The organism is Micromonospora musae (genome assembly GCF_003626635.1).
Classification (GTDB): Bacteria; Actinomycetota; Actinomycetes; order Mycobacteriales; family Micromonosporaceae; genus Micromonospora; species Micromonospora musae.
In genome coordinates, this window is the sequence record NZ_RAZT01000004.1 from 186263 (window position 1) to 210309 (window position 24047).

General features: G+C 71.3%; 26 protein-coding genes. 6 read left to right on the plus strand and 20 right to left on the minus strand.

Annotated features, from left to right (window positions below):
- Positions 1-44 precede the first annotated feature (44 nt).
- On the minus strand, positions 45-980 hold the full coding sequence (locus D7044_RS09680; RefSeq protein WP_120688593.1) for an NADP-dependent oxidoreductase: 936 nt from the start codon (positions 978-980) through the stop codon (positions 45-47).
- Positions 981-1090: 110 nt separating this feature from the next.
- Positions 1091-1729, minus strand: coding sequence for an HD domain-containing protein (locus D7044_RS09685; RefSeq protein WP_120674349.1), 639 nt, complete (start codon positions 1727-1729; stop codon positions 1091-1093).
- A gap of 393 nt (positions 1730-2122) precedes the next feature.
- Here D7044_RS09685 and D7044_RS09690 point away from each other — a divergent pair, with 393 nt between their 5' ends.
- Positions 2123-3190 carry a GlxA family transcriptional regulator gene (locus tag D7044_RS09690; RefSeq protein WP_233564918.1) on the plus strand — a complete coding sequence of 356 codons (1068 nt, stop codon included), beginning with the start codon at positions 2123-2125 and terminating at the stop codon, positions 3188-3190.
- A gap of 77 nt (positions 3191-3267) precedes the next feature.
- Here the strand turns inward: D7044_RS09690 and D7044_RS09695 are convergent, their stop codons facing one another.
- Entirely contained in the window at positions 3268-3933 is a 666-nt protein-coding gene (locus D7044_RS09695) for a hypothetical protein (protein WP_120688594.1), read from the minus strand.
- 420 nt (positions 3934-4353) lie between these two features.
- Between D7044_RS09695 and D7044_RS09700 the strand changes: the two genes are divergently transcribed.
- The gene (locus D7044_RS09700) at positions 4354-5028 is read left to right on the plus strand and encodes a DUF6891 domain-containing protein (protein ID WP_147434622.1); all 675 of its coding nucleotides are present in this window, start codon (positions 4354-4356) and stop codon (positions 5026-5028) included.
- A 63-nt stretch (positions 5029-5091) separates the two neighbouring features.
- On the opposite strand, the gene D7044_RS32920 is transcribed toward D7044_RS09700, so the two are convergent.
- From D7044_RS32920 to D7044_RS09720, 5 genes are all read right to left on the minus strand, one after another.
- A complete protein-coding gene (locus D7044_RS32920; protein WP_325050886.1) occupies positions 5092-5451 on the minus strand; it encodes an alkaline phosphatase PhoX in 360 nt (119 codons plus the stop codon).
- Between the two features lie 19 nt (positions 5452-5470).
- Positions 5471-6547, minus strand: a complete 1077-nt coding sequence (locus D7044_RS09705; RefSeq protein WP_233564919.1) for an alkaline phosphatase PhoX — start codon at positions 6545-6547, stop codon at positions 5471-5473.
- Between the two features lie 190 nt (positions 6548-6737).
- Positions 6738-7145, minus strand: a complete 408-nt coding sequence (locus D7044_RS09710; RefSeq protein WP_120688596.1) for an arsenate reductase ArsC — start codon at positions 7143-7145, stop codon at positions 6738-6740.
- Complete coding sequence (locus D7044_RS09715) at positions 7142-7879, minus strand: aquaporin (RefSeq protein WP_199716556.1); 738 nt, start codon at positions 7877-7879, stop codon at positions 7142-7144. The genes D7044_RS09710 and D7044_RS09715 overlap by 4 nt, the downstream gene beginning before the upstream one ends.
- Entirely contained in the window at positions 7876-8247 is a 372-nt protein-coding gene (locus tag D7044_RS09720) for an ArsR/SmtB family transcription factor (RefSeq protein ID WP_120688598.1), read from the minus strand. Before D7044_RS09720 ends, D7044_RS09715 begins: the two co-directional genes overlap by 4 nt.
- Before the next feature lie 131 nt (positions 8248-8378).
- Here D7044_RS09720 and D7044_RS09725 point away from each other — a divergent pair, with 131 nt between their 5' ends.
- Positions 8379-8852 carry an ArsI/CadI family heavy metal resistance metalloenzyme gene (locus D7044_RS09725; protein ID WP_120674364.1) on the plus strand — a complete coding sequence of 158 codons (474 nt, stop codon included), beginning with the start codon at positions 8379-8381 and terminating at the stop codon, positions 8850-8852.
- A 92-nt stretch (positions 8853-8944) separates the two neighbouring features.
- On the opposite strand, the gene D7044_RS09730 is transcribed toward D7044_RS09725, so the two are convergent.
- The 10 genes from D7044_RS09730 to D7044_RS09775 form a co-directional block, all read right to left on the minus strand.
- Complete coding sequence (locus D7044_RS09730) at positions 8945-10441, minus strand: FAD-binding oxidoreductase (protein WP_120688761.1); 1497 nt, start codon at positions 10439-10441, stop codon at positions 8945-8947.
- A 205-nt stretch (positions 10442-10646) separates the two neighbouring features.
- The gene (locus tag D7044_RS09735) at positions 10647-11042 is read right to left on the minus strand and encodes a VOC family protein (protein ID WP_120688599.1); all 396 of its coding nucleotides are present in this window, start codon (positions 11040-11042) and stop codon (positions 10647-10649) included.
- 218 nt (positions 11043-11260) lie between these two features.
- Entirely contained in the window at positions 11261-12493 is a 1233-nt protein-coding gene (locus D7044_RS09740) for an MFS transporter (RefSeq protein ID WP_120688600.1), read from the minus strand.
- Between the two features lie 152 nt (positions 12494-12645).
- The gene (locus tag D7044_RS09745) at positions 12646-13230 is read right to left on the minus strand and encodes an NAD-dependent epimerase/dehydratase family protein (RefSeq protein ID WP_120688601.1); all 585 of its coding nucleotides are present in this window, start codon (positions 13228-13230) and stop codon (positions 12646-12648) included.
- Positions 13231-13631: 401 nt separating this feature from the next.
- Positions 13632-14300: a TOPRIM nucleotidyl transferase/hydrolase domain-containing protein gene (locus D7044_RS09750; RefSeq protein WP_233564920.1), complete on the minus strand. Its 669-nt coding sequence runs from the start codon at positions 14298-14300 to the stop codon at positions 13632-13634.
- 65 nt (positions 14301-14365) lie between these two features.
- The gene (locus D7044_RS09755; RefSeq protein WP_120688602.1) at positions 14366-15331 is read right to left on the minus strand and encodes a phosphotransferase enzyme family protein; all 966 of its coding nucleotides are present in this window, start codon (positions 15329-15331) and stop codon (positions 14366-14368) included.
- An 80-nt stretch (positions 15332-15411) separates the two neighbouring features.
- Positions 15412-16590 (minus strand): ferritin-like domain-containing protein, encoded by a 1179-nt coding sequence (locus D7044_RS09760; protein WP_120688603.1) that lies wholly within the window; start codon positions 16588-16590, stop codon positions 15412-15414.
- Positions 16568-17425 (minus strand): phosphate/phosphite/phosphonate ABC transporter substrate-binding protein, encoded by an 858-nt coding sequence (locus D7044_RS09765; RefSeq protein WP_120688604.1) that lies wholly within the window; start codon positions 17423-17425, stop codon positions 16568-16570. The genes D7044_RS09760 and D7044_RS09765 overlap by 23 nt, the downstream gene beginning before the upstream one ends.
- Positions 17422-18552 carry an acyl-CoA dehydrogenase family protein gene (locus D7044_RS09770; protein ID WP_120688605.1) on the minus strand — a complete coding sequence of 377 codons (1131 nt, stop codon included), beginning with the start codon at positions 18550-18552 and terminating at the stop codon, positions 17422-17424. The genes D7044_RS09765 and D7044_RS09770 overlap by 4 nt, the downstream gene beginning before the upstream one ends.
- 303 nt (positions 18553-18855) lie before the next feature.
- Complete coding sequence (locus D7044_RS09775; protein WP_120688606.1) at positions 18856-20103, minus strand: MFS transporter; 1248 nt, start codon at positions 20101-20103, stop codon at positions 18856-18858.
- Positions 20104-20224: 121 nt separating this feature from the next.
- Here D7044_RS09775 and D7044_RS32925 point away from each other — a divergent pair, with 121 nt between their 5' ends.
- Entirely contained in the window at positions 20225-20548 is a 324-nt protein-coding gene (locus tag D7044_RS32925) for a LysR family transcriptional regulator (RefSeq protein WP_233564921.1), read from the plus strand.
- A gap of 27 nt (positions 20549-20575) precedes the next feature.
- A complete protein-coding gene (locus tag D7044_RS32930; RefSeq protein WP_233564922.1) occupies positions 20576-21193 on the plus strand; it encodes a LysR substrate-binding domain-containing protein in 618 nt (205 codons plus the stop codon).
- A gap of 14 nt (positions 21194-21207) precedes the next feature.
- Here D7044_RS32930 and D7044_RS09785 read toward each other — a convergent pair whose 3' ends face one another.
- Complete coding sequence (locus tag D7044_RS09785) at positions 21208-21672, minus strand: heme-degrading domain-containing protein (protein ID WP_120688607.1); 465 nt, start codon at positions 21670-21672, stop codon at positions 21208-21210.
- A 171-nt stretch (positions 21673-21843) separates the two neighbouring features.
- Between D7044_RS09785 and D7044_RS09790 the strand changes: the two genes are divergently transcribed.
- A complete protein-coding gene (locus D7044_RS09790; protein ID WP_120688608.1) occupies positions 21844-22503 on the plus strand; it encodes an MBL fold metallo-hydrolase in 660 nt (219 codons plus the stop codon).
- 10 nt (positions 22504-22513) lie between these two features.
- Here the strand turns inward: D7044_RS09790 and pdxR are convergent, their stop codons facing one another.
- On the minus strand, positions 22514-23950 hold the full coding sequence (pdxR, locus tag D7044_RS09795; RefSeq protein WP_120688609.1) for a MocR-like pyridoxine biosynthesis transcription factor PdxR: 1437 nt from the start codon (positions 23948-23950) through the stop codon (positions 22514-22516).
- Positions 23951-24047: the final 97 nt, after the last annotated feature.

Genomic DNA, 24047 nt, shown 5'->3' on the forward strand with positions numbered 1-24047 from the left:
CCGCCCGGCGAGGCCCCGACGAGGCTCCACCACGATCTCCACGTTCAAAGTGCCGTAGGCCCCTCGTCCGCGACCCGGATGATCGTCTTGCCGGGCGTGCGGCGGTGGCGGGCGAACGCGGCGGCCGTCTCGGCGAGCGGTCGCACGTCACCGACGAGGGGCGTGAGTCGTCCGGCCCGCAGGCGCTGGGCGAGGTCGGCCAGCCGGGCACGGTCGGGCTCGACGACGAAGAAGACGGCTCGCCCGTCCTCGGGCTGCACCTCGGGAGGCGCGGCGATGGTGACGACGGTGCCGCCGGGGCTTACCAACTCGGTCGATCGCGCGAGGATGTCGCCGCCGATGACGTCGAAGACCACATCCACCTCGCCGACCTGGCGCAGGTCGTCGGCGGCCAGGTCGAGGAAGGTGTGCGCGCCGAGACCGAGCGCGACGTCGCGGTCGTCGGCCCGGCCGGTGCCGATCACGCGGGCGCCGACCTCACGCGCGAGCTGGACGGCGATCGAGCCGACCCCGCCCGCGGCGCCGTGCACGAGGACGGTCTGGCCGGTCGTGAGGTGGGCGTGGTCGAACAGCCCCTGCCACGCGGTGAGCCCAGAGATGGGCAGCGCGGCGGCCACCGTGTGGTCGATGTCGGCCGCGAGGGGAGCGAGGTTGCGGGCCTCCACCGCGGTGTACTCGGCCAGCGATCCGTCGCGGGCCCAGTCGGTCAGCCCGAACACCCGCTGGCCCACGGTGAGGCCGGTGGTGCCGTAGCCGAGTTCGGCCACGACTCCGGAGAGCTCGTGCCCGGGGATGGTGGGTGTCCGGTCACGGCCGGCGCGGTCGGTCCACGTCGCCGGCCAGTCGAGCTCTCCGGGGGTGAAGCCGGCCGCGTGCACATGCACGATGACGTCGTTCTCCGCGGCATGGGGATAGGGCATGTCGGTCAGGGTGAGTCCACCGACACCCGCGTCCCGGTCCCGCACGGTGATCGCTCGCATGCTCGAAATCCTTTCCGGAAGGTTCGTCGATATGGCTGGTGGCCCCGCTTCCGCCGACGGCCTCGCTGCCGGACCGGTCCACATCGTTCGCCGCGTGGCCTCGGGTCCGGTCAGCTCGACCAGGGCGAGCCGAGAATCAGCTGGACCGTCGTCGGGCGCTGGAAGCCGGGGATGAAGTGCTCGAGGATGTCGGAGTTCATGTTGCCGTTCGTCGTCTCGGGGCGGTCCTTGAGCCCGTCGACGTGGGCGCGCAGGAACTCGTTCTTGAAGTCCCCCCGCGGGTGGGCGGCGAGGATCTCATTCACCTGGTCGGGATCCAGCCCGTCCAGGCCGATGCCGACCACATCGGTGGCGATGCCGAGCTGCGTGATCGCGATTTCCGGGCCCATCCGATCCGGGATGCCGAGCGTGGTGTGCAGCGCGATCGCCGTCCAAACGGTCTCGGCGGCGGCCGGGGAGAAGCCCCGCTCCAGGAGGAACTTCCGCGCGTGGTCGGCGCCGTCGACCTCGAAGCGCTGCTTGACCTCGGAGAACGGAGTCAGGAGGCCGAGGTCGTGGAACATGGACGCCAGGTAGAGCAGCTCCGGGTCCACCTTCACACCGAGCTGCTGAGCCTGGATGACGCCGAACAGGAACGCCCGCCGGGAGTGGTGGTAGATGACGGGGCGGGTGGTCTCCTGGATGAGCCTGGTCGCTTCGGCGACCGCCGCTGTCTCAGGAATCTCCAACCCCGCGATGACCTCTGGCATTACCTCTGACCTTTCGGAAGGGTGCTGGCTGTAGACCGTCTGTCCGACTTCCATGCTGCCCACCGACCGTCTCGCGCCGCCGCCTTCGTCCGGCCAGGAACCACTCAAATGCGGACCACGCCTCAGCCGCACCGCGTACGGCCGACTCCTCCGCGATGGGGTGCGACTTCGCGCCGTACGGCACAGCTCGTCCCGCCCGGCGCCCGGTGTCGGGTTTGTCGCGAGCGTCGACCGGGCGTCGGCTGCGGCGCGACACTTCTCGTGGACCAGTTCGCTCGTGCTTACCCGCTCTGCCGCCTCGAATGAGGCAGCCCACCGAATTCCGGGTGACCGGCCGACCGCCGTCCTCAGGGATCCCACTGATCGCCGATTACGGTGTGCTACCAATGGACGGTGTCCTTGCCTCCCGCGTCGCCGACCCACCGGCGGTCCGTGCCACCGGAGTCCCGCTGGTCGTCGCGCGAATCCGGCTCCGGGGACCTCCCGGTGGCGAACGCCGGCCCCCACCGCGTGGTGGTCCTCGCCTACGACGGTGTGACGCTGCTGGACCTCGCCGGTCCGGCGGAGGTGTTCAAGGAGGCGAACCGGTTCGGCGCCGACTACCGGATCGCACTGCTGTCACCGACGGGTGCGGACGTCACCTCGAACCTCGGGGTCCGGGTCGCTGTCGACGGCGACCTCTCCTCGGACGCGGCCTCCGACACGTTGCTGGTGCCCGGATCCGACCTCTATCCGCGTACCCCGGTCCCCGGCTACCTGGCGAGCGCCGTGCGGATACCGGCGGCCGTGGCCGGCCGGGTCGCGTCGATCTGCACCGGGGCGTTCATCCTCGCCGCGGCCGGCCTCCTCGACGGCAAACGCGCGACCACCCACTGGCAGGTCACGCACGAACTCGCCGCCCGATGCCCGACGTGCCGCGTCGAGCCCGACGCGATCTACGTCCGCGACGGCAGCACGTACTCCTCGGCGGGGGTGACAGCCGGCATCGACCTGGCGCTCGCCCTCGTCGAGGAGGACCACGGCGCGGACCTGGCGCGCCACGTCGCCCGCGCCCTGGTGGTGTACATGCAACGCGCGGGCGGGCAGTCCCAGTTCTCCGCGCCGTTGCAGGGGCCGCCGCCCCGCTCGCCGGCGCTCCGCACGATCACCGACCTGGTGACGGCGCAGCCCCGCCGGGACCACTCGCTGGGTGAGCTGGCGAAGCACCTCAGCGTCAGTACCCGGCACCTCACCCGGCTCTTCCAGGACGAGCTCTCCACGACACCGGCCCGCTACGTGGAGAACATCCGGTTCGACATGGCTCGGGCCCTGCTCGACCAGGGCCACACCGCGACGCAGGCCGCGACCCTCGCCGGGTTCCCCAGCTACGAGAGCATGCGGCGGGTCTTCGCGAGGAAGCTGAAGATCAGCCCGGCCGCCTACCAGCGCCGGTTCAGCACGACCCGCCTCGCGAGTGTGTGACCCGGAGGGTACGGATCACCGGCGTCGGACCCTCACGCCGGCGGCCGAGTCGCCCGCCGGCGTGAGTCCTCTGTCGATCAGGCGGCGGACGGTCCGTTCTGGACTCGACTGATCAGATCGTGCAGCGGCTTGGTGCCGCTGCCGACCATCACCCCGGTGATGATCGCGTCGATCCAGACAGCGAGCCCGTTCCAGTCCGGCCCGGCCACCGCGTGCAGGACATAGAACCCGGTTGAGCTGGACGCGACGGTCGCGAGCCCGCTCGCGAGTCCCCATGCGACGATCGTGCGGTTCGCCTTAGCCCGGGCGATTGCCGCTCTCGCGGTGGTGACGGCCTCCGACGAGACGTCGGCACGGTTGCTCGCGGCGGCCAGCGTCCGCTCCAGCGCGGCCTCGGCGCGGCGTCCCGGAAGCCACCGGGAGAACGGTTCCAGGATCCGTTCGAGCGCCGCGGCGAAGACCAGCAGGGTGAGGAAGACGGCAGTGGTGTCCGACGGTTCGATCTTCGCCGGGTTGGCGCCGCTGCTCCAGACCGTCCAGGCGACGAAACCACCGGCGGCCATCAGTACGAACGCGGCGACCACCGCACCGGGCCCAGCCTGCTGCGACGCGACCGCGAAGGGAGTGACACCCGGGTCGGCCTCCGTCGTCGGAGCCGACTCACTCGCCCCGTCGGCCCCGGAGCTCGGCCGCGGCGCGACAGCGCGGCCCTGCGCCATGTCCGTACCACTGGCCTCGGACATTTGTTGGATCAAGATTTCCGACCAACCTCTCGACTGTCGCACTCACGGGCAGCCGCAACCGTTCCGGATTCTGACCGCCGTGCGCGCAGGCGCACAGACATCGTTTGATGCGGGAGGTTACGTCACGACAAGGGTCGCGACAATGCCTGTTGTGTCGACCGGGCGTCGATCTCCGACCACTATCGACGCCGGCCCCGATGAGCAGCGAGAACGGTGGATAAAAGCCGGATGAGACTAAAGCCACATAGGACGAATTGAACCGATGGCCATTCCGAAGCGGAGGCGTCCGGAAACACAAAGTGATAGCGCCGGATCGCGGGCTTTCCCCAATTCGAGGGACGATCGCCCCAGGACGTCCACCGAACCGTCGACGGGGGCCACCGGCCTCGACTGTCACAGGCCCGTGTGACGATCCGCGCCGTGACTGGATGGAGCTACAACGATCGCCCCGAGGGCGCCGGTTTCCTCACCGAGCGGATCGCGGAGCCGGGTCGAGGAGAGATCGACGGCGAGATCTGGAGCTGGGTCGTACGCGGCGAGGATGACGCCGACGAGTTCGTGGAGTGCTTCGACGACGACGAGGAACGTCACGGCGCCACCGACGAGGAGCTTCGGGCGGCGTACCGGAGGGCGGTGGCCGCCCGGCGGGAACAGCAGGCCGCGTGGGGCGAGGTGCGGAGCAACCTCACCGCGGCCTTCGCCGAGCTCAACGAACTCGGCGTGCTGGCCCGGGAGAACTTCAGCTGCTGCGGCACCTGCGCGGCGGCCGAGATCCACGACGAGCGGGACGACTCCCGGCACTGGCACGGATACCTCTGGTACCACCAGCAGGATACCGAGTCGCTGATCGCGCGCGAGGACGGCGAGGTCTACCTCGGTTACGGCGCCTATCCGACGCCGGACTTCGACGAGGACGCCTACGCCGCGCTGCCCGAGGCCGAACAGCAGGCCCGGTACCAGGCCGACCTGGAGCGAATGCTGGACGAGATCGCCTTCCCGGTGCTGCGCCGGCACGGCATGCGGGTGGAGTGGAACCGCAAGCAGTCCAGGCGGATCCGGGTCACCGGCGCCCAGTGGTACGCGCCGATGAGCTGAACTCCGCCCGCGCGGCGGGGGCCAGGCCGCTCGCCTGACCCCCACCCGGCCGATCCGACCCGGTCAGCCCAGGTACTTCTCCCAGGGCCCCGTGATGGCCAGGGTGAGGCCCGGGTCCTGCATGTTGACGAAGAGCATCTTGCCGTCGGCGCTGAAGGTCGGCCCGCAGAACTCGGAGTCGTTGAGCTGGTTGCGGGCGATCGCGTACGTCGGGCCGCCGGGGATCGCGCTGAGCACGTGGGACGCGCCGGAGCCGTCCTCGGCCAGCACGAGGCTTCCCCACGGGGTGACGGTCACGTTGTCCGGGCCGTCGAAGGTGAGGTCGTTGTACTTGACCGCCGTACCCTCCTCGGACTGGGTCTGGTGCGGGAAGTACGTCACCAGCTGGATCGTCTGGGCCTTGTAGTCGTAGAACCAGACCATGCCGTCGTGGGGCGCGGCGTCAGCCGGGGAGGTCGCCCTCGTCCCAGGCGTAGGAGTTGACCACGTAGACGCCCTCGTCGGTGCCCCACACGCCCTCGAACTTGCGCCCGCGGGTGACCTGGCCGTCGGCGAACTGCTCACGCACCGGCTTGGTCCGCGCGTCGCGCTCGGGCACCGGAACCCAGCGCACCGGGAACGGGCGGCCCAGCTGGGCGGAGGTCAGGTAGGCGACGTCCGGCAGCACCGAGCCGTCGTCCATGATGATCTGCATCGCGGCGAGGACGCCCGCGTTCGGAGCGAGGCGGGGGAGCACACCCGGGCCGAGCTTGACGCCGTGCGGCGCCGTCCAGCGGTAGAAGAGGCCGTTGGGGCCGTCGGCGTCCTCGGAGAGGTAGACCTTCGTCCGGTCCTTGTCGATCGCCAGGGCCTCGTGGGCGTAGCGGCCCAGGCACTTGATCGGCGTCGGGTCCGCGCCGCCGTCGGCGCGCACCTCGAAGACGTACCCGTGATCCTTCTGGAAGACGCCCGACCGGCCGCCCTCCTCCCACTTGTCGCCGGCCCGGTCCTCGGTCTCCTCGCAGGTGAGCCAGGTCCCCCACGGGGTCGGTCCGCCGGCGCAGTTCGCGGCGGTGCCGGAGAGGGCGACGAACTCGCCGAGGTTGCGGCCCGAACGGTCGGTCTTGATCACGGTGCAGCCACCGGCGTCGACGGCGCCCGCGTCGTAGACCGTGCCCTTGACGTGCGGCACGCCGAACTCGCCGCCCGGGTCGATCTCGTGGTTCTGGATCAGCGTGTAGCGGCCGTGGCCGGCGTCGTAGACGGCCATGCCGTCGTGGGAGGAGGGGGTGACGCCCTGGCCGCGGTCGAGGCGGGTGACACCCGTCCGCGTCACGATCGTGTAGCTGAAGCCCTCCGGCAGGGCCAGGATGCCGTCGGGGTCGTCGACGAGCGGCGGGAAGGGCACGTGGCCGGCCCCGGCCGGCGGGCGGGGACGACCCGGGTGGGCCTGAGCCAGGGACGGGAAGGCGCCGGCGACGGCGATGCCCACGCCGGCGGCGGCACCACCGGCGAGGAACGTACGACGAGAGGAAGGCACGTGGATCAGCTCCTGGTCAAGACAGTTGCGACGAGCTGAAGCCAACTCCTGCGGGCGGACGCCGACGCGTCACTCAAGGGGGCACTCGGTGACATGGAGGTGAAGAATCAGGGCTGCTCGCGCATCGTTCAGGCGGCGGCGTACCGCCGGAGACCACGCTCGGCGGCGGCCGCCGCCGACCTCCGAGCCCTCAGGGCTGCGGGTGGAGGTCGCCGAGGAGCTTCTCGACGCGGGCGCGGATGTCGTCGCGGACCTGGCGGACGACGTCGATGGGTTGGCCGGCCGGGTCGGTGAGCTTCCAGTCCTCGTAGCGTTTGCCGGGGAAGACGGGGCAGGTGTCGCCGCAGCCCATGGTGACGATGACGTCACCGGCTTCGGCGGCATCCCAGGTGAGGCGGACCGGGGTTTGGTCGGTGATGTCGATGCCGACTTCGCGCATGGCTTCGACGGCGACGGGGTTGAGCTGGTCGGCGGGTTCGCTGCCGGCGGAGCGGACCTCGACGGTGTCGTCGGCGAGGTGGCGGAGCCAGCCGGCGGCCATCTGGGAGCGGCCGGCGTTGTGGACGCAGACGAACAGGACGGTGGGCTTGTCGCTCATCGTGCTTCGGTCTCCTGGGTGAGGTGGGGTACGACGACGGCGTCGGCGGCGTCTCCGGCATGGGGGTACCAGGCGGCGAGCGCGGCGACGGCGAGCAGGCCGCCGACGAGCTGGGCGGCCAGGAAGCCGGGCACCGAGCTGGGGGCGATGCCGGCGAAGGTGTCGGTGAAGGCCCGGCCGATGGTGACGGCGGGGTTCGCGAACGAGGTGGACGAGGTGAACCAGTACGCCGCACCGATGTAGGCGCCCACGGCAGCGGGCGTGGCCGAAGTCCGGCCGGTGCGGGCGAGGGCGAAGACCAGGACGACCAGGCCGGCGGTGGCGACCGTCTCGGCGAGCCACAGGTTCCCGCCCGTGCGGTCGGTCCGTGACCAGGCGGCGGCGGGAAGGTCGAACATGAGGTTCGCCAGCACGGATCCGGCGATCGCGCCGGTGACCTGTGCGGCGCTGTAGGCGGCGAGGTCGGCGCCAGTCAGGCCGGTGCCGGCGCGGCGGCCGAGCCACCAGTCGACTGCGGACACGACGGGGTTGAAATGCGCGCCGGACACCGGCCCGAACGTGAGGATCAGCGCGCCCAACGCGAGGGCGGTGGCGATCGCGTTCTCCAGGAGTTGAAGCCCGACATCGGCGGGGGAGAGGCGGGCCGCGGCGATCCCGGACCCGACGACGGCGGCGACCAGGAGCGCGGTTCCGGCGAACTCGGCCGAGGCGCGCCGGGCGAGGGTGCGGCTCACGCGCCGGCGGGGGTGGCCGTGCCGGGCAGGTCGAGGAGCGCGCCGAGCTGGCGGAACGCCTCGGGTCGGACCCGATACCACACCCACGTGCCGCGCCGTTCGGAGTCGACCAGGCCGGCCTCGCGCAGCACCTTGAGGTGGTGGGAGATGGTCGGCCCGGACAGGTCGAACGCCGGAGTCAGGTCGCAGACGCACATCTCGGGCACCGAGGCGATCATCGACATCAGCCGCAGTCGGACCGGGTCGCCGAGGGCTTTGAACATCGGCGCGACCACCGCCGCCTGCTCGGCGTCCATCGGCCGAACCGCGAGCGGGGCGCAGCAGCCCACCGCTTGAAGGTCCACGACCGGCAACGTCTGTTTCGACATTTCTCTAGGTTGACAGATTTCGAAACAGGGTGCAACGTGGGGGCTGATTCGAAAACCATCTAGACAATGGCGGAGCGCAGCCGCCCGGCTCCTCCGTCCGTCGACCCACCATCACCAGCAGGAGGTTTCCCGTGTCCCGTGTCCAGCTCGCCCTGCGCGTGTCCGACCTCGAAGGTTCGGTCGCCTTCTACTCGAAGCTGTTCGGCGTCGAGCCGGCGAAGCGTCGCCCCGGCTACGCGAACTTCGCCGTCGAGAACCCGCCACTGAAGCTCGTACTTCTCGAAGGTGAGGCCGACCAGCCCACCGTCATGGACCATCTGGGCGTCGAGGTGTTCAGCACCGACGACGTCAACGCCGCCACCGCGCGTCTCACCGACTCCGGCCTCATCACGTTGGAGGAGAAGAGCACCGAGTGCTGCTACGCGCTGCAGGACAAGGTCTGGGTGCGCGGCCCCGGCAACGAGCCCTGGGAGGTCTACACCGTCAAGGCCGACGCCGAGACGCTCGCCAAGACGACCGAAGGGGAGTGCCGCTGCGGCGAACCGAACGGTGTCGCGGCGGAGCAGGCGACGGTGGCGAGCGGCGCCGGATCGCGCTGCTGCTGAACGAAGGAACGTGCGCGCCTGACCGTGGGCAGGTGTCAGGCGCGCACGCCTCCGCTGCCGACGACGACCGCTTCCGCGAGGGGCGCGGTCGGTCAGCAGGTCGCCGGCGGGACGCTCTGCTCGTACTGGAAGACGTTGTGGGGGTCGTACTTCGCTTTGATCTTGCGTAGCCGGTCGAAGTTCTCTCCCCAGTAGGCGGTCTCCCACTCCGCCATCCCGATGTTCGGCACGTTGACGTAGGCACCGTGGACGTACGGACGCAGTGCCTGGCTGAACTCGGCGATCCAGGCCTGGGCGATCGGCGTTACCGCGTCGCCGCTGTCCGGCTCGCCACGAGTGCCCCAGCCGGCGCCGGGCTCGGAGTAGAAGAGCGCCCTGCGGTGCGGGAACGCCGTACCTCCCTGGGGTTCGTTCGTCTGCGCGCCCCTGCCGAACGCCTGGGTGAAGAAGTTGCTCTCCTCCGAGGGGGCGTCCTCCATGAACCCGCGGATCACGCTGATCGCCTTCTTCGGGAACGGCTCGTTGGTGAACTGCGAGAAGAACTTCCAGTTCGCCGGCTCGTCCTCGATCGGGACCTGGAAGCCGGAGTAGATGTCGCCCCAGTTGCCGAGCTGCACAGTGACCTGCGGGCTGCCGATCGAGAGGACGGCCTCCAGCAGGTGCCGGGCCTCTGCCTCCGATCCCTCCGCGAGCACCCCGAAGAGCAGGATCTCGGACTTGTGGATCTCCAGCTGGGTGCCGAGGCGCGGGTCGGTGAACGGAGCGGAACGCTGCCACGTGTCGAAGACACCGTGCAGGTCGTCGAGGCCCTCCCAGGTCGCTTGCAGGTACGCGACGCTGCGCAGCGGAGCCGCCTGGTACGTGAGTGAGGTGACGATGCCGAAGTTGCCGTTTCCCGCGCCGCGCAGCGCCCAGAGCAGGTCGGAGTGGTGGTGCAGGTCGACCTCGACCGCCTTCGCCCCGTCGGCGCCGTGCGGGAGGACGACCTCCGCTCCGATGAGGTTGTCGCAGGCCATGCCGAGGTAGCGGGTGAGGAAGCCGAAGCCGCCGCCGAGAGTCGCGCCGGAGAGGCCCACGCTCCCCTCGGTCCCCGTCGTCGCGGCCAGGTCGTGCTCGGCGAGCGCGGTGACCGCCTCCAACTGGTTGAGCCCCGCGCCGACGCGTGCGACGCGGGCGGCGACGTCGATCTGGGTCGACTTCAGCTCGCTGACGTCGATCACGATGCCGTTGTCCACGTTCGACCAGCCCTCAAGGCTGTGCCGGCCGCTGCGTACCCGGAGCGCGACGTCGTTCTGCCGTGCCCAGGTGAGGGCGTTGACCACGTCCTGGGTCTCCTGGGCGAAGACGATGACCAGCGGATAGCGGACGAAGAGTTCGTCCCAGCCGAGGCTGGCGTCCGCGTAGTCGGGGTCCTGGGGCCGGACGATGCGACCGGTCAGTCGTGCCGGCGGGTGCTTCTCGCTCGACGACCACCCCGCGGTGTCGGCTGCGAAGCCCGGGGTGCCCCCGGACAGGAGGCCCGGAAGAGCCACCGCCCCGGCGCCGACGGCGGTCGCCTTGAGTAGCTTGCGACGGGAAAGGTCGTGCATGATCCGCATCCTCTCGATCGGGCCACGCCGGCTGCCGATCAAGAGGACTCTTGCCTGTCAGCGGACGTGCCAACCGACGGTATTACGAGAGGTTTTGTCCGGGTTGTGAGTCTTTGTCGTAATAGCCCGCTCGGGTGATTCCCGCCCGGCCACGGCAGAGAGCGGTCGGGGCGGCCACGTCACGGTGCGGGTGCGCACTCGCGGCCTAGCTTCGCGGTGCGAGGGTGCGCAGGACGCAGAACTCGTTGCCCTCGGGGTCTGCCATGACCACCCAGCTCCGGTCCGCCCCCTGGCCCACATCCGCCCTGGTGGCGCCGAGGCCGAGCAGCCGGGTCACCTCGTCCTCGGTGCTGCCGTCGATCGGGCTGACGTCGAGGTGCAGCCGGTTCTTCGCGGTCTTGCCCTCGGGCACCCGGATGAAGAGCAGGGTGGGCGGCATCTGGCGGGCCCGAACCTGCTCGACGGTCGGCACCCAGGAGCCGATCTCGACCTTGCTCTCGCCCCGGTCGATCACCGTGAAGTCCAGGACCTCGCACCAGAAGGCGGCGAGCCTCTCCGGATCGTGGCAGTCGACGGTCAACTCGGTGAACCTGCTTGTCACGACTCTCCCCGATGGTGCGGACGAGGTTGAGGACCAGGGACATCAGACTTGCTGACCTGGCGCATCGGATGCGTGCGGAACCCCCGGTGGGTCCAGGTCCGCGAAGGATCGGTTCCCACCGGGGGCTTCACGCGTTGGCCAGTATCACCCATTCCGGCACGCCCGATGGCGGTCGGGTCGGCGTCGCTCCTTCGACGTGGAGGGCGACGATGCGTCCGTCAGCTGCGCGCCCGCCGGGTGATGCGGGTCTGGGCGGCGAGGCTGATGAGCGTGAGTAGAACCGTCAACGCGGTGTAGCAGACGACCGCCGGCACCTCGCCGAGTGGGCCGGTGAGCTGCCCCTCGACGACGATGGGTAGCCCGAAGGCGACGTACGAGACGACGTAGATCCCGCCGACGAGTCCCGCGCGCTGGTGCGCCGCCGCGAGCGGGAAGACCAGGCGCAGCGCGGCGGTGAAGGACGCGCCGAAACCGACACCGGCGATGGCCTGCCCGATGATCATGATGGCCAGGCTCCCGGCGAACACCCCACCGATGATGCCGAGGGCCCCGACGAGGGACGCGTAGATCCCGATGGTCATCGCTCGCCGCGGATCGAGGCGGGCGAAGGTCAGCCCGACGACGGCCGCCACCGCCGGGGCGATGAACCCGGTCACGCCATTGAGCACACCGCTGTCCAGGTGGAAGACACTGCGGACCATGCTCGGGGCCAGCCCGCCGGAAAGCCCCGCGAGCATCCAGACGGCGGCAACCACCGGCGCCGCGGCGGCGAACTCCGTTCGGGCGGCGGGCGGAACAGCGACGCGCGGAACCATCGAGCGGAGCGCGCCCGAGGTGCGGGGCATCGTCTCCGGCGACAGGGCGATGACGACCGCCCCGAGCACCGTGAGGGCGATGAGGACGACGAAGACGATCGTGTTCGCCGTGGCCGTGAACTGGATGGCGAGACCGGCCAACAGCGAGCCGGCACCCAGACCGCCCGTCAGGCCGACACTGCCGAGGATCGTGCCGAGTCTCTTCCTGTTCGACGGGGCGAGCTCGACGAGCGCCGCGGTGAAGGCGGCCGTCGCCGCGCCGCTGGCGACACCTTGCACGATGCGCCCGGCGATCACCCAACCCACATCGGGGGCGACGAGGAACAGGACGTTCGACGCCAGCTGGATGACCAGCGCGCCGACGAGCACCGGACGCCGTCCCACATGGTCGGAGAGCGACCCCAGCGTCAGGACGGCGGCGAGGAAGCCGATCGCGTAGACCGCGAAGGCCAGCGTGAGCAGTGACGGCGCGAAGTTCCACTGCTGGCGGTAGAGCACCAGCAGGGGGGTCAATACACCCGCCCCGAGATACAGGCTGGTGAACGCGAGCGCCGCGCCCGGCAACGCCAGCCCGGCGGGGAGAGTACGCCGCCGGCGGGTCGCGGGCGCGCCGATGGTTCCCGGAATCGAGGACATGACAGCTCCCTGGAACGGTCGCGCGTGGCGATGCGCGAGCCGATGAGTTGGTGAAGGTGGAGAGGGAATCCGCGGCCGGGCCGGACCGTCGTCGGCCGGGAACTGGTCCACGGGCGAGTTCGGTGCGCGGCCCGGCGCCCGGATGGTGATCGTTAGTCGGTGATGACGACGACGCCCGACGGCGCATCCAGCAGCTCCACGGTGCGCGCGGCAGCCCGGTCGATCTGGACTCGGGGCTCGGCGGGGATCTGCTCTTCGTTGTAGGTGCCGGGCCCGTAGAACTGCCCGTAGCTCAGCACCACACCACCCTCGGCGAGGACGGTGCGCTCCAGCTCGGCGACGGCCCGGGCGTCGGGCCCGTCCGGCAACTGCCAGGCGACGGTCTGGGCCAGGATCTTCGGCGATCCGCTCTGCCGGGCCGCCTCGATCAGGTTCTGGTTGCCCTCGGTCCGGATGCGGGCGTTCAGCTCCGCATGATCACCGATCTTCTCCACCTCGTCCGGCAGATCGGTCAGCTCGTTCAGGATGACGTCCGGTTCGAATTCGCGAACCGCCTTGATCAGGGCGTCCCGGTCGAAGACGTCACACAGGATCGGCTCGGCGCCGAGCTGCGCCAGCAGCTCCGTCTTGTCGGACGAGCGAGTCATGCCACCGACCACATGCCCTGCCTGAACCAGCCGGGGGATCAGCCGCCGCCCGATCACACCGGACGCGCCGGCGAGAAAAATCCGCATCATCGCTCCCAAACAATCGTGGTTTCGTAGGTCGAGCCACGTGCGCCACCCGGGTCGCACCGGAATCTGCCCGGTTTCAGGCGGGCTGTGTTCCTTGCGTCCGCTGTCCGAATGTGGGTGCCTGCTTCGTGGTTACGCCGCAAAGTTACGCGCCAGGTGGCACCACGATCTGGTCCAGTTACACGGCGACTCCGTGGGCCAATTAAGCGTCGATCCGACCAGCTGCCGAGACGTGCGCGGCCTGGTGGGACGGTCGATCGCGACCCGTTCACCGCCGCCGGCTCACCGGGGTCGGACGTGCTCCGCCGCCCAGCACCGAGCGGGTGACGTGCTAAGCCGACCGGCCGGGCGCGCGGGGCGGTGGAGGGCCGATCAGCAGCTCGGCGGCGGGTTGATCGCGCAGGTCAGACGGCGCTGAGCAACGCGTCGAGCGGCCGCGGCAGGCGGTCCCGGGCGACGGCCGCCTCGACGAGCAGGCGCGCGTACCGCTGGTTGCGGCGGGAGCTGCTGCGCAGGAACCGCCACAGTTGCGCCTCGGGCTGCCGGCCGCGCCAGGCGGGCTGGCTCTGGAAGGAGTGGAACGAGCGGAGGTCGCCCTGCGAGTCGAAGAGCGCCTCGACCTCCTCGGTACCCAGGGCGCGGATCAGCTCGTCCTCCAGGTCCTTGTCGCAGACGTAGAAGCCGAGGCGCTCCATCTCGCCGCGCGTACGGGGCGAGCCGACCTGGGCGGCCTCCAGCCCACGCCGGAACACCGCCTCCTCACGCACGTCGCAGAGACCAGCCCGTCTGACCTGAGGGCCCAACGGGGCCAACCTGGTGAGGAAGTGGCCGATCGCGTGTGCCCCGCCGATCGGCACGATCACGACCCGCTCCGCCTCGAGGTCCCGGCCTCGGCCCACGGCGGCCGTCTCCAGCGCGATCTGATCGCTGATGCCCTCGACGAGCACCACGGCCAGGGCGGACTCGACCTTCGCCAGCGCCCGGGCCGTCGCCCGGATCGAGGCGGCATTGCCCCCCAGGTGGCCGTCGAGCGCGTCGGCCGGGGAGGTGTCAGCCTGTCGGGTCGTGGCCATGGCCGCAATCATCGACGATGTGCCTCTCGTCCGACCAGGGATTTAGGGTCTGATCAACGGGGGAGTCAGGCCGCGTAGCTGGGGTCGGCGACGGTCTCGGCGATGCGGGTCAGCCAGTGCAGGTCGTTGGCGCGAGACTCCGGGCTCGCCGCGGAGTTGAGGATGCCGTCCAGGAACGCGGCGGCGTCGTCGAGGTGCCGTTCGCCGCGGTAGTAGCTCAGCGTGGTCCGGTCCACTTCGTACGGGCCGTAGCCGGTGCGGAAGAGCGCGGCACGGTGTGCGTTGATCGGATGGTCGCCGAAGTCCTGGCTGTAGACGAACATCAGGTCCCGTTCGCGCGGCGCGAGGATGGGCGCGTCCCAGTCCACGACGTGCAGGGGGCCGTCGCCGTCGGCGATCAGGTTGCCGGGGTGGATGTCGGCGTGGCAGATGACGTGTCGACCCGGCGGCACGTGGCCGGCGAGCTGCTCGACCGTCTCCGACAGGCGGTGCAGCGCGGCACCGTACCGGGCCCAGAACGCGCCGAGGGCTTCGCTCGCCGCGGCCTGCCCGCCGAGGAGGCGCAGCCGCTCACCCGCGTTCGATCGGTAGGTCTCGCTCGGCAGGTCCGCGGCGATGTCGGCGCTCGGGGCGACCGCGTGCAGCCGGCCCAGGAACTCGCCGTACTCGGTCCACTGCCGGTCGGTGAGACCACGCCCCCAGCGGCTGCCGCCGTCATGGAACGGGTAGAGCAGCAGCTGGTAGGCGCCGAACCCGTGGCTCGATCCGCCGTCCGGCAGGTCGATCGGTGCTACGACCTGCCGGACGCCCTGCGCCCGGAGGAAGCCGGGCAGCCGGGTGGCCGCCCGGCCGAACTCGCCGTGGCGCAGCTTCAGGAAGTAGCGCCCGCCCTCGGACGTCTCCACCCGGTACGCCCATGCGTGCCCGTCGAGCCCGACCGGCATGAACGTGAGACTGGTGAGGTCCACCGCCCAGGCGGCGGCCACCTCGGTCGCGAGTAGCCGCTCGTCGACATCAGGCTTGTCGATCACAGCCGGAGCGTCGCAGCTGGCGGCCCACCCGGCAAGGCGGTTTCGTCTGCCTGCGCCGGCGGTGGCGAGACAGGCCACGTTCACATGAAGTTGCGGGTGTGCAGCGCGGAGAGTGCGGCCGCCTCGTCGGCCGGGAAACCGATGTATTCGAGCCGCCGGCGGCGACCCTCGTCCATCGCCTGTTGCAGGCGGAGCACCTCCTGCCAGCCGTGGCTTATCGCCGTCGGCGTCCAGGACCCGGCGGCGAGGACGACCAGCGCGTCGAAGACCTGCTTGTTCAGCCCGGCCGTGTCGGCGAGGGCGGCGTGACGTCGCTCGACAGCCGTACGCAGCAGGTGCAGGAAGCCCTGGTCCGCCCGGACCACATGGGCGGTGTGCGCGACCCCGAAGGCGACGTGTCGGGCCTCGTCGCGGGCGGCGAGTCGGGTGACGTCCGCGGTGACCCGGTCCGGGGCATGCCGGTGCAGGAAGTGCAGCAGGTCCAGGAAGCTGCCCTCGCCCAGGACGGAGAGGAGGAACGAGGCGAGGGTGAAGTCGGGCTCCTCGATCAGGGTCTGCAGCGACGCCCGGCCACCGGCGCCGGAGAGCCCGAGCACGTCCCGGTTGAGCAGGGCCCTCCGACTGAAGATCTCCACGTGCCGCGCCTCGTCCGCGGCCTGGGCCGCGAGCAGCTGCATGACCTCCCGGAAGTGCGGATGCAGCCGGGACAGCAGCCGGGCCGGGATCATCAACGCCGCCTGCTCGTTCTCGACCAGGTAGGTCATCACCTGGACGACGGCGCCCTCGACGTGCTCCGGCAACGACCCGGCCGCCGCCCAGTCCACTGCGGTCGCCGGATCCCACTGGTTCGCGGTGGCCTGGGCGTAGAGGCGAGGTGCGAGGTCGGCCCAGACCAGGTCGCGGTCGACCCAGTCGACCGCCAGGGCGGGGCCACCCGGCTCCACCAGCGCGCCTCGGGCGGCCAGCCCCCAGTGGCGGCTGGCGTGCGCGACGACGTCGTTGGCCGTCGCGCCGGCCCGCTGCGCGTCCCGCCAGCGATCCAGATCGGCGTGGCCCCGGATGATGGTCGGCCCCTCGACCGCCGGGTCGAGCCGGTGCCCTTCGGCGCGGCACCAGGCGGCCAGGTGCACGCCGAGCGCGGGATGACGGCCGCGTACCACCAGCCGGTCACCGGGCGTCAGCCCGGCCAGCGCCCGCTCGACCAGGAGGTGACCGCCGGAGTCCAGACCGAGATCCTCAAGGTCGATAGTCGGCGGCACCGAGTGCTCCCCGGGGATCGTAGAAGTCGGTCTCCGTGACCGCCCTGTCCAGCGCCGCGTAGCGGTCCGTCCGGCCGGGCAGCCACTGCTTCAGCCCCTCCAGGTCCAGCAGCGGCCGGGCCGAGTCGTCCGCGTAGGACATGCCGAGCAGCAGCTTGCCGAAGTGGTCGACGAGTGCCGGGTCGGCGGCCGGCCCGGCGGTCAGGTTGCAGTGGTCGTACGGCGCCGTCTGGGCGAGGACCCGCACCGATCCCGCCGGCAGCGTGCCCTCCCGCCCGAAGAGCAGCAGGTTCGCGTCGAGCAGGCAGGCCGCGTCCGCGCGCCCGGCGCGCAGCGCCTGCGCGGCGTCCCGCTCCCCGCCCACATGGTCGCCGTGCAGGCCGACCCCGACGTCGAACCGGAGCACCTCGATGTCCACCTTCGGGTCCAGGCCCGCGGCGCGCAGCAGCGCCAACGGCAGCAGGGTCGCCTGCGGCGAGTCGACCGCACCGGTGGCCACCGTCCGGCCACGCAGGTCGGACAGAGTCTGATGCGCCGAATCGGCTCGCACCACGACGACCGAGGTGAGGTCGCGATCCGTGTCGCGCATCGCGATCGGACGTACCGTCGCGTCCTGCGCGCGAGCCAGCCGCTGGGCGCGCAGCCAGGCCAGGGGAGAGTTCCAGGCCAGGTCGATCCGGCCGGCCAGCAGCTCCTCGACCTGCCGCTCGTACTGGGAATAGAGGACGTAGTCCAGGTCGAGGCCGCGGTCGCGGAACCAGGACCGGAAGCCGGTCCAGATGGTCACGACCTTCGGGTCGTAGGCGACGGCGCCGAGCAGCAGGGTGTGCCTCACGCGTCGGCTCCGTCCAGCAGCGGCAGGCCGCACAGCGCCCGCCCGACGAAGTCCAGCAACGCCGGCGTGGTCGGCGCCATCACCCGGGCGGCCCGGGAATCGCGGAAGCGGCGTTCGATCCCCAACTCCTTGCGGAACGCGGCGCCGCCGCACGCCGTCATCGCCAGGTCCGCGACCTCGGCGGCACCGCCGTCCGCCGCTGCCTTGATCTCCAGGACGAGCAGTTGGGCGTCTTCACGCCCCTCAGCCAGGGCGGCCAGGGTCGCGTCCAGGAGCGCGGCGGTGCGATCGGTCTCGATCCGCATCCGGGCCAGGATCGCCCGGGACTCCGGCTGCCCGGCGAGCGACCGGTTCAGGTGCTGCAGCCGGGTACGGGTCAGATGCTCCGCCGTCTCCCGGGTCACCGCCTGCATCAGTCCGATGCTCGCGGCCGCGTTGAGCAGCAGGAAACAGGGCAGCACCGCGGTGAGCGCGAGGTCCAGGCCCGCGCCGTCGGGGCCGAGCCGGGCGCTGGCGGGCACCAGCAGACCGTCGGCGGCGACCGGGCGGGAGTCGTTGCCGCGCAGTCCGAGCCCGTCGAACTCCGGGCCGATGGAGAGTCCCGGTGAGCCGGCCTCGACCAGCCACAGCGACATCGGCCCGGCGGCGGTGAGCGGCCGGCTCGACCAGACGTAGCTGTCCGCCTCGCCGGCCGAGGTGACCCAGCTCTTCCGGGCGTCCAGACGTACCTGCCCGCCCTCGTCGGTGGCCGTGCTCACCGGCGCCCAGAAGTGGCTGCGTGATCCGGCCTCGGAGAAGGCCAGCGTGCTCAGGTGCCGTCCGGCGGCGATCTCGCGCAGCACGTCGCCGGAGTCCGCGGCGGTCAGCGCGGCCACCGCGCTGTAGTGCATCAGGGTGACCATCGCGGTCGACCCGCAGGCGGTCGAGAGTTGCCGGATCACGTCCGTGGCCGCGCGGAGATCCTGCCCGCCGCCGCCGTGTTCGCTCGGCACCGTGAGGGCGAGCAGGCCGGCGTCCGCCAACGCGTCGACGGCCTTGCGGGGAAAGGCGGCGGACCGGTCGACCTCCGCGGCCTGGGGTACGACGATCTCCTCGATGATTCGACTCAACGACTCGTGATGTCCCATTGTTTCCTCCCCAGATGCAGAGTGAACCGACCTGTGGTGGTGCCAGTGGCGTGGGAATCCGGGTGGGACGAGTGGCTGCGCCCACCGATGCGGCGGGGGTGTCCGGTGTGCAGTGGCGCGGACAGCGGAAGCGGCAGACGGCACCGGAGGCCAGGTGCGGAGTGGGTGTGCTGGCTGGGCAACAGCGTAGTTACGGAACGCGACGACTGGAAGAGGCTCCCATCGATCGGTCATCGCGCGGGCGCCCGCTGCGGCAGCGAGCGGGCCACCCCGGCCTCGCCGGCCCGGTGACGTCGCGGCGGGTCAGGCGGCCGGGACCCGCTCGGCCGGCTGGGCGGGTGGGTGCGCCAGCAGGTCTGATCGTCGGGGCAGCAGGAGCGGGGTGGCGAGCAGGAGGACGCCGGAGAGAGCGATCGCGGCGAGCGGGCCGACGAGCGTGGCGAGCAGCCCCCAGATCACCATGAGGGTTGCCTGCGTGAGTCTGCTGCTGACGCTCCAGGTGGTGAGGACCTGGGCGGCGCGGTCGGCGGGAGTCCGTTGCAGGCGTTCGGTGGCGTGGATCGGGTTGAAGACGCCCATGCACGTGATCAGCAGGCCCTCGACGACGATCACGGTGAGGAGTCCGCTGAGGCCGGGCTGGAGAAACGCGAGGCCGAGCGGGAAGAGCGACCGCAGCCAACCGGAGACGGTCATGACGCGGTACCGGCCGTGACGCCGCACGAGGCGTGCGCAGAGTCGGGCCCCCACGAAGCCGCCGAGTGCCGGGAGGCCGAAGGCGAGACCGTACTGCCAGGCGGGGAAGTGGTACTCGCCCAGCAGGAGGAGGGCGAGGAGCGGGGCGGTGGCCATGATCAGGCCGCCGACCAGAGTCGAGTTGAGGAACAGTCGCCGTAGTACGCGGTCGCGCAGGATGAACCGCCAGCCGTCGAGGAGGTCGGCGCGGCGCAACCGGGTCGCCGGGTCGCGGGGCGTCGCGACGTCGCCGCCGCGGATGCCGAGCACCCCGAGCGCGGAGAGCAGGTAGCTGATCGAGTCGGCCAGGATGGTGACGACTGGGCCGAGCAGCCCGCTGAGCGCGCCGCCGAGAGGCGGTCCGGCCGCCGTCGCCACCCAGCTCGTGCCCTCGAATCTCCCGCTCGCGATGAGGAGGTGATCACCGCGGACGAGGTGTTTCAGGTATGCGCCGGAGGCCGCGGTGAAGGTGATGCTCGCGGCCCCGGAGACGACCGAGACGACCAGCAGTTGGCCGTAGGAGAGCGAGCCGAGGAGATACGCCGCCGGGACACTCGCCATCGCCAGGAACCGGGCCAGGTCCATAGCGATCATCACCGGACGCTTGGGCCGGTGCTCGACCCACGGCCCGAGCGGGAACGCGATGATCGCCGCGACGGCGAGCCCGGCGGCCTCCAGGAGCGAGACCGCGAACGCCGACGCGTGCAGCTCCCGGACCGCGATGAGCGGGAACGCGCCGAAGGCGATCCACGTGCCGTAGGTGCTGACCGCGTAGGCCGACCAGAGCCAGCCGAAACTGGCGCCCAACTTCACGCGCACGTCGCCTCCGGGGACAACTGATGGTGGTGTCCCTGCATCAGATCGGCCGGGAAAGCGCAGGGTCAAACAACCGCTCCACGGCGAGCCACAACGATCAGTTGGGCAGGCATAGGCTGGGCTGGTGGATACCGAGGCGGTGCGATCGTTCGTCCGGGCGGCCGAGTTCGGGCAGTTGCAGCACGCGGCCGACGAGCTGGGCGTGACCCAGCAGGGGATCTCGAAGCGGGTCGCCGCCCTGGAGCGGGAGCTGGCGGTGCGGCTGTTCGCCCGTACCGCCCGGGGGGTCGAGCTGACGCTCGACGGCCAGGCGTTCCTTCCGCACGCGCGGAGCATCGTCGCGGCCGTCGACCGGGCGGTCACCGCGGTCCGGCCGGGCTCGCGGGCACTCCGGATCGACGTCCTCGGCCTACGGAGCGCGCAGGCCGTCGTGCTGCACGACTACTAGCGGTCGCACCCCGAGACGGAGCTCGACGTGGTGACGCTCAGGGTCGACGACCCGCACGTGGTGGCCGCCGCCGTGCGGGCCGGCGAGATCGACGCCTCGTTCCGCACCGTCACCGATCCGGCCACGCTCCCGCCCGACGTACGGATGATCCACGCCTTCGACTCGCCGCTGGAACTCCTCGTCGGCCCCCGGCATCCGCTCGCCGCCGCACGAACGGTGACCCCACGCCAGCTGCGTGAGCGTCGGATCTGGGTGCCGGGCATCGTGCCCCGAAGCGAGTGGGCGGAGTTCTACGACCAGCTCGCCGCCGCTTTCGACCTGCGGATCGACGCGGCGGGCCCGAACTTCGGCACCGAGGTGCTCCTCGACGCCCTCGCGGACTCCGCCGACGTGGCCACCCTCGTCGGCTCACGCGACCGGTACCTCTGGCCGGCGAGCCACGACCTACGCCGCATCCCGATCGTGGACCCGACGCTCGTCTACCCGCTCTCGCTCATGCTCCCCGAAACCGATCCGCATCCGGGACTTCGGGCGATCATCGAGCACTTCGCGAGCCTGACCCCGATCCCCGAGCCGGCCTGGCTCCCCTCCTGGGCGGCGGCAGCACGCCGCAGCGCTGACGAGATCGCGGACAGCCGCCGCTGACGGGCGCGGCCCCGTCAGCGACCGGAGCGCTCGGCCTCCAGGAAGAGCCCGAGGGCCTCCACGACCAGGCGGTGGTCGTCGAGTTGGGGCAGGCCGGAGACGGTGACGGTGCCGACCGGGCCGGTGCCCTTGAGGATGATCGGGAAGCAGCCGCCGTGCGCCGCGTAGCGGGCCGAATCGAGGTGGGCCTGCTCCTCGAAGGTGGTGCCGCGGTCGCGGAAGCTCTGGCCCACGCGGTAGGAGCTGTGCCCGAACCGGCGTACGACGCGGATCTTGCGCTCGATCCAGTCGTCGTTGTCGGCGGAGGTGCCGGGCAGCGCGTAGTGGAAGAGCTGGTGGTCGCCGAGACGGATGTCGACCGTGATGGCGTGGCCCCGGGCCCGCCCCAGCTCGACCAGACGGGTGCCCAGGGCCCACGCGTCGTCGTGGTCGAAACGGTCGAACTGGAGGCGTTCCTCCTGCTCCTGAAGCTCTGCCATCACGGTGTGCCGCTCCCTTCCTCGTTCGTCACAGCGATCTAAACAGAGCGGAAGCCGGCGAGGCGCCACGGTGTGCCTACCGCAACAGCACGGCGGCGGGCCCGGCCGTGACGCGCCGGCGCGTGCCACCACGGATGGCATGGGCGGCACCCGGTCGGGTACGCGACGACGATGCGCGTCACCAAGTACCTGCACTCGTGCCTGCTCGTCGACACCGGCGCCGCCCGGCTGCTCATCGACCCCGGCCGGTTCACCTTCGTCGAAGGCCGGGTCACCCCGGAGGACTTCGGCGACCTCGACGCGATCGCCGTGACCCACCACCACCCCGACCACGCCGACCCGGACGCCCTGACCGCGATCACGCGACGCACGGGCGCGCCGCTGCTCGGCAACCGGGAGAGCGCCGAACACCTCGCCGCGTACGGCCTGACCGTCACCGTGCTCGAACCCGGACGGCACCACGTCAACGGCGTGACCATCGACGCGATCCGCGCCGACCACGAACCGGTGCTCGCCGAGGAGACCCCCGCCAACACGGCGTACCTCGTCGACGGTCGCGTCCTGCACTGCGGCGACTCCCTGCACCCGGCCCTCTTCGCCCACCAGGGCGTCGACCTGCTCGCCGTGCCCGTCCTGGGTCCGTACCTGACCGAGCGACTCGTCGCCGGCTTCATCGCCCAGCTCCGGCCCGCAGCCGTCGTCCCGTTGCACGACGGCTACGCCAAGGAGTTCTTCATCACCCAGCGTTACGACACCTACCGCCCCTACGTCGAGCAGCTCGGCATCACCTGGCACGACCTCATCAGGCCCGGCGACACGGCGACCCTCTGACCGGGCGGGCCTACGGCATGACGCCGCAGAGCGCGTCCAGCGCGCCCGCCCACGCGCTGTCCGAGGGGGCCGCGTAGTTGACCACCAGCCCGTCCGGCTCGGCCGACCGCCAGCCCGGGTCGGCCAGTTCGTGACGGAAGTCGGCCATCGGGGCCACCGCCAGGCCCCGGTGGGCCGCCGCCTGGACCACCGACGCCTCGGTGCCGGGCGGCAGCTCGAGGACCGCCTGCAGCCCGGCCGCCATCCCGGTCACGCGGACGCCGGGCGCCCGCTGGGCCAGCGCCGCGACCAGCTCGTCCCGGCGGCGCCGGTAGCGCACCCGCATCGAGCGCACCTGACGGTCGTACGCGCCGGAGGCGATGAACTCGGCGAGCGTCAGCTGCTCCACCGCGCTCGACATGTAGTCGATCTCCCCCTTGGCGGCCACGATCTCCGGGACCAGATCCTTCGGCAGCACCATCCACCCGAGCCGCAGCGCGGGCGCCAGCGACTTGCTCGCCGTGCCGAAGTACACCACCCGCTCCGGGTCCAGGCCCTGCAGCGCGCCCACCGGCTGGCGGTCGTATCTGAACTCCCCGTCGTAGTCGTCCTCCAGGACCAGCCCGCCCGTGGCGCGGGCCCAGTCCACCGCCGCCGTGCGTCGCTGCGGGGTCAACGCGACCCCCGTCGGGTACTGGTGCGCCGGGGTCAGCAGCGCCGCGCCGACCCCGCTCAATCCCGCTAAATCGTCGGTGCGCGCGCCGTGCTCGTCGACGTAGAGGGGCGGGATCCGCAGGCCGGCGCTGGTCAGCAGGTCGCGATAGACGTCGAGGCCGTACGACTCGACGGCCAGCGCCGGGACCCGCCGCGCCCGAAGCACCTGCGCCATCAGCGTCAGACCATGGTGGAAACCGGCACAGATCACGATCCGATCCGGCGTGGCGTACACCCCGCGAGCCCGCGCCAGATAGTCCGCGAGGGCGGTACGCAGCTCCACCCGGCCGTGGGCGTCGCCGTAGCCGAAGGCGTCGTTCGGGGCCGTCGTCAGCGCCCGGCGGGCGGCTTTGAGCCACTCCGCACGGGGAAACTCGGCGAGGGTCGGCGTACCCGGCAGCAGGCCGTACGTGGGACGGCGCTGAGCGGGCCGGGCGCGAGCGGCGGCGGACGCCGCGCCGCGCGGTTCGGCCCGCTTGGCCACCCGCGTTCCGGAGCCCTGCCGGGCGGTGAGCCAGCCCTCGGCGACGAGTTCGGCGTAGGTGTCGGCGACGGTGTTGCGGGCGATACCGAGATCGGCGGCGAGTGAGCGGGACGACGGCAGCCGGGTGCCGGGCACCAGACGTCCGGTGCGGATGGCCTCCCGCAGGGCGTCGGTGAGCCCGGCGCGCAGCCCGGAGCCGGTCAGGTCCAGATGCAGGTCGGCACCGGAGACCGACGCTGGGACGGCGGAACTGGACCAGGAATCTGTCACGGAAGTGGACCGTATCGCAGTGCCACCGGCGACGTAGCGTTGCCGGCATGACGATCAACGACGGCGTGGAGCGAACTCTGCGCTCCGACGCCCCGCA